Origin of the sequence: Pseudomonas monachiensis (assembly GCF_047345015.1) — a bacterium.
Lineage (GTDB): Bacteria > Pseudomonadota > Gammaproteobacteria > Pseudomonadales > Pseudomonadaceae > Aquipseudomonas > Aquipseudomonas monachiensis.
The window spans coordinates 1140965-1153360 of record NZ_CP178857.1 but is presented as its reverse complement, the minus strand read 5'-3'; the positions used below and the strand labels follow the sequence as shown (position 1 = coordinate 1153360).

10 protein-coding genes are annotated in these 12396 nt (G+C 61.8%); all 10 read right to left on the bottom strand.

The genetic code is table 11. The annotated features are described in order from the left end of the window. Positions 1-64: 64 nt before the first annotated feature. Positions 65-781 (bottom strand): TetR/AcrR family transcriptional regulator, encoded by a 717-nt coding sequence (locus ACMDB8_RS05025; protein ID WP_056721047.1) that lies wholly within the window; start codon positions 779-781, stop codon positions 65-67. 98 nt (positions 782-879) lie between these two features. Continuing rightward, positions 880-2382, bottom strand: coding sequence for a lysine--tRNA ligase (gene lysS, locus ACMDB8_RS05020; protein WP_056721048.1), 1503 nt, complete (start codon positions 2380-2382; stop codon positions 880-882). 114 nt (positions 2383-2496) lie between these two features. Further along, positions 2497-3592 (bottom strand): peptide chain release factor 2 gene (gene prfB / locus ACMDB8_RS05015; RefSeq protein ID WP_109790603.1). Its coding sequence is split into 2 segments (ribosomal slippage): positions 2497-3519 and positions 3521-3592, totalling 1095 coding nucleotides; the frame shifts between segments, so codons are not numbered across the junction. Positions 3593-3807: 215 nt separating this feature from the next. Next, positions 3808-4809, bottom strand: coding sequence for a response regulator (locus ACMDB8_RS05010; RefSeq protein ID WP_223542175.1), 1002 nt, complete (start codon positions 4807-4809; stop codon positions 3808-3810). A 48-nt stretch (positions 4810-4857) separates the two neighbouring features. Further along, the gene (locus ACMDB8_RS05005) at positions 4858-5868 is read right to left on the bottom strand and encodes a chemotaxis response regulator protein-glutamate methylesterase (protein ID WP_223542176.1); all 1011 of its coding nucleotides are present in this window, start codon (positions 5866-5868) and stop codon (positions 4858-4860) included. After that, a complete protein-coding gene (locus ACMDB8_RS05000) occupies positions 5865-8144 on the bottom strand; it encodes a hybrid sensor histidine kinase/response regulator (protein ID WP_056721053.1) in 2280 nt (759 codons plus the stop codon). The genes ACMDB8_RS05005 and ACMDB8_RS05000 overlap by 4 nt, the downstream gene beginning before the upstream one ends. Next, complete coding sequence (locus ACMDB8_RS04995) at positions 8141-8821, bottom strand: chemotaxis protein CheW (protein ID WP_223542177.1); 681 nt, start codon at positions 8819-8821, stop codon at positions 8141-8143. The genes ACMDB8_RS05000 and ACMDB8_RS04995 overlap by 4 nt, the downstream gene beginning before the upstream one ends. Beyond that, the gene (locus tag ACMDB8_RS04990; RefSeq protein ID WP_409078250.1) at positions 8818-10089 is read right to left on the bottom strand and encodes a CheR family methyltransferase; all 1272 of its coding nucleotides are present in this window, start codon (positions 10087-10089) and stop codon (positions 8818-8820) included. The genes ACMDB8_RS04995 and ACMDB8_RS04990 overlap by 4 nt, the downstream gene beginning before the upstream one ends. Further along, positions 10086-10622, bottom strand: a complete 537-nt coding sequence (locus ACMDB8_RS04985; protein ID WP_056721059.1) for a chemotaxis protein CheW — start codon at positions 10620-10622, stop codon at positions 10086-10088. Before ACMDB8_RS04985 ends, ACMDB8_RS04990 begins: the two co-directional genes overlap by 4 nt. Next, a complete protein-coding gene (locus tag ACMDB8_RS04980; RefSeq protein WP_056721061.1) occupies positions 10622-12244 on the bottom strand; it encodes a methyl-accepting chemotaxis protein in 1623 nt (540 codons plus the stop codon). The genes ACMDB8_RS04985 and ACMDB8_RS04980 overlap by 1 nt, the downstream gene beginning before the upstream one ends. Positions 12245-12396 lie beyond the last annotated feature (152 nt).

Below are 12396 nucleotides of genomic sequence, written 5' to 3'. Positions count from 1 at the left end.
TTTGATCTTGTTTTTCAAAGGATCAAGATCAAAAGATCGCAGCCTTCGGCAGCTCCTACGGGGATTAGACCGACGCCAATACCAGGTGCATGTAGCGCGTCAGGATGCCGAGCATTTCCTCTTCGGCGGCAGGCTCGTCTACGTTGAGCAGGCCCTGATATTCCATCCGGCCGATAATCGCCGTCAACACCTTGGCATCCTGATGCGGCTCGCGCGAGCCCAATACCTGGAACAGCTGGCAAGAGCCCTGCAACAGGATTTGCTGATGCGAGCGCACCAGTTCGGCCAGGCGCGGGTTAAGCAATGCCTCCTGACGGAACGCCTGCTCGGCCATCAAATGCTCACGGCGATTGACCAGTTGCCGGTGAACGTAATCGGTCATCAGCCGCGCAATGTCGTCCGCCAGTTTCGAGCGCGCCTGCGGGCTGCCATCGCCACTGTCGATCATCTCGCGCAGCAGGCCCTCGTTGTTCACCCACAGTTTGCCCATGTACGCCGCACTGCGTTCCACGTATTGGGCGAAGGTATCGGTGAGCAGGTCATCGATATCCTTGAAATAGTAAGTGGTCGCCGACAACGGCACTTGTGCCTCTGCGGCCACCGCACGGTGCCGTACGGCCCGCACACCGTCACGCACGACAATGCGCATGGCGGCATCCAGGATTTCCTGTCGTCGCTGTTCGCTGCCCTGTCGGCTGGCCTTGCGACCCTGGTACTGAACACTTTCAGCGACCGCAGTGGCGACACCCGCTGCACCTTCTTGAGCTATTGCACGAATCACGACAGGTATTTCCTCTCAGATGAAAGTAACAAGTTGATACGTTTGTACCAGACAGGCAATAAAAAGCCGCCTCAAAGGCGGCTTTTTATTTGAAACACTTACGCTTGCGGCCGCATGTGCGGGAACAGGATCACGTCGCGGATCGACGGAGAGTTGGTCAGCAGCATCACCAGACGGTCGATACCGATGCCTTCACCCGCCGTTGGCGGCATGCCGTACTCCAGCGCACGAACGAAGTCGGCGTCGTAGTGCATGGCTTCGTCGTCGCCGGCGTCCTTGTCGGCCACCTGGGCCATGAAGCGCTCGGCCTGGTCTTCCGCGTCGTTCAACTCGGAGTAGGCGTTGGCGATTTCACGACCACCGATGAACAGCTCGAAACGGTCCGTGACGTTCGGGTTGTCGTCATTGCGACGGGCCAGCGGCGACACTTCGAACGGGTACTGGGTAATGAAGTGCGGCTGCTCCAGCTTGTGCTCGACCAGCTCTTCGAAAATCATCACCTGCAGCTTGCCCAGGCCTTCGAAGCCCAGCACCTTGGCGCCGGCCTTCTTGGCGATGGCGCGAGCCTTGTCGATGTCGTTCAGGTCATCGGCGGTCAGCTCGGGGTTGTACTTGAGGATCGAGTCGAATACCGACAGACGCACGAACGGCTCGCCGAAGTGGAACACCTTGTCGCCGTACGGCACGTCGGTGCTGCCCAGGACCAGCTGCGCCAGTTCGCGGAACAGTTCTTCGGTCAGGTCCATGTTGTCTTCGTAGTCGGCGTAGGCCTGGTAGAACTCCAACATGGTGAATTCAGGGTTGTGACGAGTCGAAACGCCTTCGTTACGGAAGTTGCGGTTGATCTCGAACACTTTCTCGAAGCCGCCGACAACGAGGCGCTTGAGGTACAGCTCAGGCGCGATACGCAGGAACATTTCCATGTCCAGCGCGTTGTGGTGGGTTTCGAACGGCTTGGCTGCCGCTCCGCCCGGAATGGTCTGCAGCATCGGCGTTTCCACTTCCAGGAAGTCACGCTTCATCAGGAAGCTGCGGATGTGGGCGATGACTTGCGAACGCACACGGAAGGTCTGGCGCACGTCTTCGTTGACGATCAGGTCAACGTAACGCTGACGATAGCGTTGTTCGGTGTCGGTCAGGCCGTGGTGCTTGTCCGGCAGCGGGCGCAGGGATTTGGTCAGCAGGCGCACGCTGGTCATTTCGACGTACAGGTCGCCCTTGCCGGAACGGGCCAGGGTGCCTTCGGCGGCGATGATGTCGCCCATGTCCCAGGTTTTCACCGCGGCCAGGGTTTCTTCGGAGAGGGTCTTGCGGTTGACGTAGACCTGGATACGCCCGGTCATGTCCTGGATCACCATGAACGAGCCACGGTTGAGCATGATGCGACCGGCAACCTTGACCGGGATCGCAGCCTCTGCCAGCTCTTCCTTGGTCTTGTCCGCGTACTGTTTCTGCAGTTGTTCGCAGTAGTTTTCGCGACGGAAGTCGTTCGGGAAGGCGTTGCCCTTGGCGCGCTCGGCAGCAAGCTTTTCCTTGCGCAGGGCGATCAGGGAGTTTTCTTCCTGTTGCAGGGCTTGCGGGTCGAGTTCTAGGTCGCTCATGTCTTTAAATATTCCATCAGGTTCGTTGCCCCCGGGCCCTGCGGCCCGGGGATTGCTCAGCAGGGACTAGGCGTCCCCCTGAGCTCCTACAGGGATCATCTTGTATTGCGTGTTTTACAGCCCGGACTTCAGGCTCGCTTCCAGGTATTCGTCGATGTCGCCATCGAGCACCTTGTCGCAGTCGCTGCGTTCGATGTTGGTGCGCAGATCCTTGATCCGCGAGGCATCGAGCACGTACGAACGGATCTGGTGACCCCAGCCGATATCGGACTTGGTGTCTTCCAGCGCCTGGGACGCCGCGTTGCGCTTTTGCATTTCCTGCTCGTACAACTTGGCCCGCAGCATTTTCATGGCGGTGTCTTTGTTGGCGTGCTGGGAACGTTCGTTCTGGCAGCTGACCACGGTGTTGGTCGGTACGTGGGTGATACGTACGGCCGAGTCGGTGGTGTTTACGTGCTGACCACCGGCACCGGAGGAACGATAGGTGTCGATCCGCAAGTCTGCCGGGTTGATTTCGATTTCCACCTTGTCATCGATCTCTGGCGAGACGAACACCGCGGAAAACGAGGTGTGGCGACGGTTGCCGGAGTCGAACGGGCTCTTGCGCACCAGGCGGTGCACGCCGATCTCGGTGCGCAACCAGCCAAAGGCGTATTCACCCTTGATGTGCACGGTCGCGCCCTTGATCCCGGCGACTTCACCGGCGGACAGTTCCATGATGGTGGCGTCGAAGCCGCGTTTGTCGGCCCAGCGCAGGTACATGCGCAACAGGATGTTGGCCCAGTCCTGGGCTTCGGTGCCGCCGGAACCGGCCTGGATGTCCAGGTAGGCGTTGTTCGGGTCCATTTCGTGGCTGAACATACGGCGGAATTCCAGCTTGGCCAGACTTTCCTCGAGACGGGCCAGCTCGGCGACGACATCGCCCACTGCGCCTTCGTCATTCTCTTCGACGGCCATGTCCAGCAGGTCGCGGCAATCGGCCAGACCGGTGTTCAGCTCGTCGAGGGTATCGACGATCTGCGCCAGCGCGGCGCGCTCGCGGCCCAGTTCCTGGGCGTATTCAGGTTTGTTCCAGACACTCGGATCTTCAAGCTCGCGATTGACTTCGGTCAGACGCTCATGCTTTTGATCGTAGTCAAAGATACCCCCGAATAGTTTCGGAGCGCTCGGACAGGTCCTTGATGGTGTTCAGGATCGGGTTGATTTCCATGACGGGCAGCACTCGTTGGCGAACTTTTGAAAGCCGGCGAGTATACCGTAATCAAGCGGCCCCGGCAGCCCGCATGGCGGGTTTACCGGCGAATGGTTTTGGGAGTCACGGCGAGCACTTGTAGGAGCTGCCGAAGGCTGCGATCTTGCTTTAACGGCGAAGATCAAAAGATCGCAGCCTTCGGCAGCTCCTGCAGAGCGTGGTATTTCACCAGATCACCCGATCCCCACCTGATTACGCCCATTGTTCTTCGCCGAATACAGCCCCTTGTCCGCCGCCAGGATCAGGTCGCGGCAGTTGCTGCCCGCTTTCGGCGTGATGGTCGACAGGCCGATGCTGATGGTCAGGCTCGAACCTTCGGTGGGCGAGTTATGCGGGATCTTCAGGGCCGCCACGGTCTGGCGCAGCTTCTCGGCCACCAGTCGGGCTCCGCCCTGGGAGGTATTGGGCAGCACCAGGGCGAACTCTTCGCCGCCGTAGCGGGCCGGCAGGTCCGAAGGTCGGGCACTGGCATCCTTGATCGCCGCGGCGACCTTGCGCAGGGCTTCATCGCCCTCCAGATGACCGAAGCTGTCGTTGTAGGCCTTGAAATAGTCCACGTCGATCATCAGCAACGACAACTGGCTCTGCTCACGCAACGAACGGCGCCACTCCAGTTCCATGTATTCGTCGAAGTGCCGACGGTTCGACAACCCCGTCAGGCCATCGGAGTTCATCAGGCGTTGCAGCACCAGGTTGGTGTCGAGCAGTTGTTGCTGGCTGACCCGCAACGCGCGGTACGCCGCGTCCCGTTGCAGCAGGGTCATGTAGGAGCGCGAGTGATAGCGGATGCGCGCGACCAGTTCGATGTTGTCCGGCAGCTTGACCAGATAATCGTTGGCCCCGGCGGCAAAGGCCGCGCTCTTGATCAACGGGTCTTCCTTGGTCGACAGGACGATGATCGGAATATCCTTGGTCGCCGGGTGATTGCGGTACTCGCGCACCAGGCTCAGGCCGTCGAGGCCGGGCATGACCAGATCCTGCAGGATCACAGTCGGCTTGATGCGCACCGCGTGGGCAATGGCCTGGTGCGGGTCGGCGCAGAAGTGAAAATCGATGTTCTCTTCGTTCGACAGGCCGCGACGCACGGCTTCGCCGATCATGGCCTGATCGTCCACCAGCAACACCATGGCGGCGTTTTCGTCGGTCTTGAAGTCGTCGAGCTGTAATTCAGTCATGTGCGGTCACCTGAGTACTACCTGAGCCAGGAATGAGGGAAAAGGTGCTCATTTGGCGAAAATCTCCAGCAATCGTGGCGCTATCTTGTCCAGCGGGCGAATCTCCACGGCAGCGTCGATGGCGGCCGCCGCCTTCGGCATGCCGTACACCGCACTGCTGCCCTGGTCTTGTGCGATGGTCAGGTAGCCCTGTTGGCGCATGAGTTTAAGCCCTTGGGCGCCATCACGCCCCATGCCGGTGAGCAAAACCCCCACGGCATCGCCATTCCAGTAACTGGCCACGCTCTCGAAGAACACATCGATGGATGGCCGGTAGATCTCGTTGACCGGTTCGGCGGTGTAGGCCAGCGTGCCGTTTTTCAGCAAACGAATATGGTGATTGGTGCCGGCCAACAGTACCGTGCCGCTTTGCGGCGGCTCGCCTTCCTGGGCCAGGCGCACGTCGAGGCCGCTGGCGCTGCCGAGCCATTCAGCCATGCCGGCGGCAAACACCTGGTCAACATGCTGCACGAGCACGATCGCCGGAGAGAAATCACGCGGCAGCCCCTTGAGCAAGACCTCCAGCGCTGCCGGCCCGCCAGCGGATGAGCCAATGGCGATCAGGCTTTGGCGTGAGCCCGAGCGGTGCAATGGCGCCGTCGTCAGGCGCGGGCGATTGCCCTTGTCGCCGATCAGCCAGCTAATATTCAAGATCTTGCGCAACAACGGCGCGGCCGCTTCCTGGGCATTGCCGGCACCGACCGCCGGAGTATCGACTACGTCCAGCGCACCGTGGCCCATGGCCTCGAACACCCGGTGCACGTTCTGCTGGCGATCCACTGTGACGATGACAATGGCACAGGGAGTCTCGGCCATGATCCGCCGCGTGGCCTCGACACCGTCCATCACCGGCATGATCAGGTCCATCAGAATCAGGTCCGGGGTGTCCAGCGCGCACTGGCGCACCGCTTCGGCACCATTGCCGGCGACCCAGACCACCTCGTGGGCCGGCTCGAATGCCAGGGCGCGGCGCAGGGCCTCCACCGCCATGGGCATGTCGTTGACGATTGCGATCCTCATGCCCGCGCTCCTCCAATGAGCTCGACCACTGCATCGAGCAAGGCGTCATCATGAAAACTGGCCTTGGCTAGATAATAGTCGGCCCCGGCATCCAGTCCACGGCGCCGGTCTTCTTCACGATCCTTGTAGGACACCACCATCACCGGCAGCGATTGCAGGCGATTGTCCCGACGCAACAGCGTGACCAGTTCGATACCGTCCATGCGCGGCATATCAATGTCGGTGATCAGCAGATCGAAATCCTCCGAACGCAGCGCGTTCCAGCCATCCATGCCGTCCACCGCAACCGCCACGTCGTAGCCGCGATTGAGCAACAGCTTGCGCTGCAACTCTCGCACGGTCAGGGAATCATCCACCACCAGAATTCGTTTGCGGGCCGCCTCGACCACCTGATTGCTGTGACGGGCAATGCGCTCCAGGCGACCGGTGTTGAGCAGTTTCTCCACCGAACGCAGCATGTCTTCGACATCGACGATCAGCACCACCGAACCGTCGTCGAGCAAGGCCCCGGCGGAGATGTCCTGCACCTTGCCCAGACGCTCATCCAGCGGCAGCACCACCAAGGTCCGCTCACCGATAAACCGCTCCACGGCCACGCCGTAGATCGCATCACGCTCGCGAATCACCACGACTTTCAGGGTTTGCCCGCTGTTCTGGCTGGCCGGGCGTTGCAACAACTGACTGGCCGCCACCAGGCCGACATGCCGGCCTTCGTGCCAGAAATGCTGGCGACCTTCGACCTGCACGATATCCGCCGGCTCCAGGTCGCACATGCGCTCAATGTGCGCCAGCGGGAAGGCATAGGCTTCGTCGCCGACTTCCACCACCAGGCTGCGCACCACCGACAGGGTCAGCGGCACCTCAAGGTGGAAACGACTGCCCTCGCCCGCCGTCTGCTCCAGCACCACCGCACCGCGCAACTGCCGGACCATGTGCTGCACCGCATCCAGGCCGACGCCGCGACCGGACACCTCAGTGACCGTGTCCCGCAGACTGAACCCGGGCAGGAACAGGAACGTCAGCAACTCCTCTTCGCTCAACTGCGCGGCGGTTTCCACGGGCGACAGATTTCGCTCAACGATACTGCGACGGACCTTTTCCAGATCCACGCCGTTGCCGTCATCGCTCAATTCAAGCACCAGCAAACCGGCCTGATGGGAGGCGCGCAGGCGAATCAAACCTTCAGCCGGCTTGCCCGCCAGCAATCGCTGCTCCGGGGTTTCGATGCCGTGATCGACGGCGTTGCGCAACAGGTGAGTCAGCGGCGCTTCAAGCTTTTCCAGTACGTCGCGATCGACCTGAGTCTTTTCGCCTTCAATTTCCAGGCGCACCTGCTTGCCCAGGTCGCGCCCCAGATCCCGGACCATCCGCACCTGCCCGGTCAACACATCGGCGAACGGCCGCATGCGACAAGCCAGCGCCGTGTCGTACAACACCTGCGCCCGCTGGCTGGCATGCCAGGCGAACTCGTCGAGTTCGGCATTCTTTTCCATGAGCAGTTGCTGTGATTGCGCGAGCAAACGCCGCGCATCCTCAAGGGCTTCCCGGGCCTCCAGGCTCAAGGCGTGGTCCTTGAGATGCACATTGAGATTCTCCAGTGCGCGCAGGCTGTTGCTCTGCATGCGCTTGAGTCGCTGCATGGTCGCCAGGTGCGGTTTGAGCCGCAGGGTTTCCACCAGGGATTTGCTCGACAGATCGAGCAGGCTGTTCAGGCGCTCGGCGGTGACACGCAGCACACGTTCGCCGTTTTCAGTGGTGCGTTTGGTCTTGCGCGGAGCCGGCGCCGATGACGCTTCGACGGCAGGCGTCGGCGGCTCGATCCTGGGCGCGGGTGGTTCAAGCTGAAGTTCGGCCATCACCGGCGCGGCAGGCGCAACCCGCGGAGCCGCCGGGTCCAGCAACCGCGCCATCAACGCCACGTAGGCCTCGATGTCCGCAGCCTCCGGGTTGTTGTTCGGCGTGGCGATGCGCATCAGCAAATCGGTGCCTTGCAGCAACGCATCGATGTGCTCGGGGCGCAGCAACAGGCGGCCTTCCTGGGCGCTGACCAGGCAATCTTCCATCACATGGGAGACGCTGACCCCGGCGTCGACACCGACGATCCGCGCCGCGCCCTTGAGCGAGTGCGCCGCACGCATGCACGATTCAAGTTGATCGGCCTGGGTCGGATCGCGCTCAAGCGCCAGCAGGCCGGCGCTCAAGACCTGGGTCTGGGCTTCGGCCTCCAGGCTGAACAGCTCCAGCAAAGAGGCGTCGCGCATTTGCTCGGGGGTCATGTAAGGCTCCGGGTCACGGCGGACAGCAGCTGTTCTTCATCCAGCCAGCGCAGGCTGCGACCTTTGAATTGCAACACGCCACGGGTGTATTTGGCGCTGGCCTGGGTACCCGAGCGCGATGCGGCATCGAGGGTGCGCTCGTCGATGGCGTGAATCCCGTCGACTTCGTCCACCGGCACCACCACCGGTCCACCATCGGCGGCGATGATCAGCATGCGCGGCATGACCCGCGCACCGGTGGCCACGCTGCTGGCGCCGTCGAGCCCCAGCAGCTCCACCAGCGACAGGCAGGCGACCAGTGCGCCTCGCACATTCGCCACGCCAAGCAAGGCCCGGGAACGTTGATGCGGCAAAGAGTGAATCGCTTGCAGCGGCGCCACCTCGACCAGACTACGGGTCGCAAGCCCCAGCCACTCTTCACCCAGACGGAACATCAACAGCGAGCGGGTTTTCACCTCGCTCTCAACCGCGACGGACACAGTCCCGCGATCTTCCTGCAGCAATGCATAACGATCGAGCAAGCGTGTAGCGGCCGCCGAATACACCGCACAATTGCGGCAATGAATATGGTCGCTGAGCAGCGGGCAGGACTTGTCGCCGTGGATACCGATGCGATTCCAGCAATCGTCGATGGCCTGGGCATCCCGGGTGACGCTAAAGGTGTCGGCGGCGATCATCGTTTACGCTCACTGTCGGCGGCGCGTGCGCTGCGGGCGGCACGCTCCTGCAATCGTCTGGCTCCCATCGCGTCGCCCTGGGCCAGCAGCAAACCGGCCAGGTGCATCAACGCTTCGGGATGTTGCGGTTCGAGGTACAACGCCTTGCGATAGAAACCCTGGGCTTCCAGGGTATTGCCGGCCACATCGCTGAGCAGTCCCAGCCAGTAAAAGACCTGGGCCACCGGCTCATGACTGCGCAAGTAGCTTTCACACGCTGCTCGCGCCTCGGCGCTTTTGCCTTCATCGGCCAGCACGGCGATATTGGCCAGCAGCGCGGCAGTGTCGGAGCCAGAGTTGGCAGGCGCCGGCCGCAGCGGCGCAACCTGGGCAAACGGACGGCTGCGCACTGGCGCAGGCGGTGGATTGCGCAACGGTTGCGGCACTGGCAGCGGTGCAGGAACGAATACCGGCAAGGGATCAGGGTCCGCAGTCCCCTGTCGACTGAACGCAAAGGACTGCGGGATCCCGATCGAGCGCATCCCCAAACGCCCCAGCAGACTGCCTTCGGCCGGTCCGATAAACAGCACGCCGTCAACGTGGGTCAGGCACTTGAGCACTTCGAAGACTTGCTTCTGGGTCGGCTGGTCGAAATAGATCAGCAGGTTGCGACAAAACACGAAATCGAAGGGCGGCTCACCGGCCAGCAAGGCCGGGTCCAGCAGGTTGCCGACCTGCAGGCGCACCTGCTCGAGCACCCGCTGATCGAGGCGATAGCTCTCGCCTTCGGCGATGAAATGGCGATCGCGAAACGCAATGTCGTCCCCCCGGAAGGAATTCTTGCCGTACAACGCACGCCGGGCTTTTTCCACTGACAACGGGCTGACGTCCAGGCCGTCGACCTTGAACTGGTGCGGTTTGAGCCCGGCATCGAGCAACGCCATGGCGATCGAGTACGGTTCTTCGCCGGTGGAGCACGGCAGGCTGAGAATCCGCAATGCACGCAGGTTGTTGATCTCGGCCAGACGCTTGCTCGCGAGTTTAGCCAGGGTGACGAAGGACTCCGGGTAGCGAAAGAACCAGGTTTCCGGAACGATCACCGCTTCGATCAACGCCTGCTGCTCGTCCCGCGAGCCCAGCAGGGTGCGCCAATATTCATCGGCCGACACGGCTTGCGCAACGATGCTGCGCTGGCGCACCGCTCGCTCGATGATCGCCGGCCCTACCGAGGTCACGTCGAGCCCGATGGTTTCCTTGAGGAAGTCGAAAAAACGCTGGTCGCTGTTCATGGCCGCTCCTGCAGCAGTGCCGGATCCATTGGCGGCGAGGGGAACAACAAGGCGCGTACCTGATCGTCCAGCAGATCGCCGACCCGAACCCATTGCAACAAGCCCTGCTCGTCCTTGCGCACCGGCCCGAGGTAAGGCGTCTGGCGATTGTCCAGGCCGTAGGGCTGAAAATCCGCCGGATCGCAGCGCAGGGTGTCAGTCGCCTGTTCGAGGATCAGCCCGAGCAGCTGGGTCTCGGCGGTTTCGTCCGGGCGATAGTTGACCAGCACCAGTCGCGTGCTGGTACGGGCCTGTGCAGGCGTGCCAAAGGTCAGTGCGCTCAAGTCGATCACCGGCACCACCGCGCCCCGATAGGCGAATACCCCGGCGACCCAGCCGGGAGCATGGGGAATTGGCTTTAACGGCAGGCGCGGCAGCACTTCAGCCACTTCGACAGCCTTCAAGGCATAGCGCTCGTTGCCGATGCGAAACACCAGAAACAAGGCATGCAGCGCCTGCTTCACGACAGAGCGTTTGGCCGTGATTTCGCTCATCAGACTTTGAATCGCGAAACGCCGCTGCGCAGCCCGACGGCCACCTGGCTCAGCTCATCGATGGCGAAACTGGCCTGGCGCAGAGACTCGACAGTCTGACTGCTGGCATCACCCAACTGAACTAGCGCGTGGTTGATCTGCTCGGCACCGGTGGCCTGGGCCTGCATGCCTTCGTTGACCATCAACACCCGCGGCGCCAGCGCCTGGACCTGATGGATGATCTGCGACAACTGCTCGCCGACCTGCTGCACCTCGGACATGCCACGACGCACCTCCTCGGAAAACTTGTCCATGCCCATGACCCCGGCCGATACCGCCGACTGGATCTCGCGCACCATTTGCTCGATGTCGTAGGTGGCCACGGCCGTCTGGTCCGCCAGGCGCCGCACTTCGGTGGCGACCACGGCAAAGCCGCGTCCGTATTCCCCGGCCTTCTCGGCCTCGATGGCGGCGTTGAGCGACAGCAGGTTGGTCTGGTCGGCGACCTTGACAATGGTCACCACCACCTGATTGATGTTGCCGGCCTTCTCGTTGAGGATCGCCAGCTTGGCGTTGACCAGATCGGCCGCGCCCATCACCGAGTGCATGGTTTCTTCCATGCGCGCCAGGCCTTGCTGACCGGAACCGGCAGCCACGGAAGCCTGGTCGGCGGCGGTGGAGACCTCGGTCATGGTGCGCACCAGATCCCGGGAAGTGGCGGCGATCTCACGGGAGGTCGCACCAATTTCCGTGGTGGTGGCGGCGGTTTCGGTGGCGGTGGCTTGTTGCTGCTTGGACGTCGCGGCGATCTCGGTCACCGACGTGGTCACCTGCACCGACGAACGCTGGGCCTGGGACACCAGAGAAGTGAGCTCGGTCATCATGTCGTTGAAACCGGTCTCTACCGCGCCGAATTCGTCCTTGCGTTCCAGGTTCAGGCGGCTGCTGAGGTCGCCAGTGCGCATGATTTCGAGGATTTTCACGATGCGGTTCATCGGCGCCATGATGGCGCGCATCAGCAACAGGCCGCAGAGACCGGCGGCCAGCACCGCGATCACCAGGGAAATGCCCATGATGACTTTGGCGGTGACCACCGCATCATCAATGGCCGCGATTTCTGTGTCCGCCACGGTCTTGTTATGACGCAGGATGTCATTGACCTTCATTCGACCCGCTGCCCAGGTCGGGGTCAGTTCACTGTTGAACATGTTGACGGCCGCGGCGCTCTGGTTGCGTTTATGCAACTCGATCACCGCGGCCAGAATCCGGTGGTAGTCGTCATGAAGTTTTTCGAACGCTGCGAAATCGACCCTGTCTTCTTCGTCGCCCATCGTTGCACGGTAGAGGTCCATCTGCTCTTTCAACCGATCAGCGAAGCCCTTGAAGTTCGCGGCATCCTCGGCAGTGAAACTCTGCCCCTCCTCCAGGCCGAGAATGGCCTGAATGCGCACATAACTGTCGGACCACGCGCCACGAATCATCGAACTGTAATACAACCCTGGCAGAGCGTCCTCACGCACGCTGGCCTCGCTGTTTTCGATCGTCAACAGCCGGGAGTACGAGACGACCACCATCAACAACATGATGGCGATAATTACCGCAAAGCTCGCCAAAATGCGTTGGCGTAACGTCCAGTTCTTCACAGTCATTCCTCGGGGCCGATTCGAAATGCGGGGAGTATAGCCGAGGGCGGTGTTTCATTTATAAGACGGATGCGCACCGCTTCTCATCCCGTCAAAAAAAGGCGGGACGGGTACCAGGGTGATTGGGCAGAAAAGGGGCGGTGGTGTGGCTG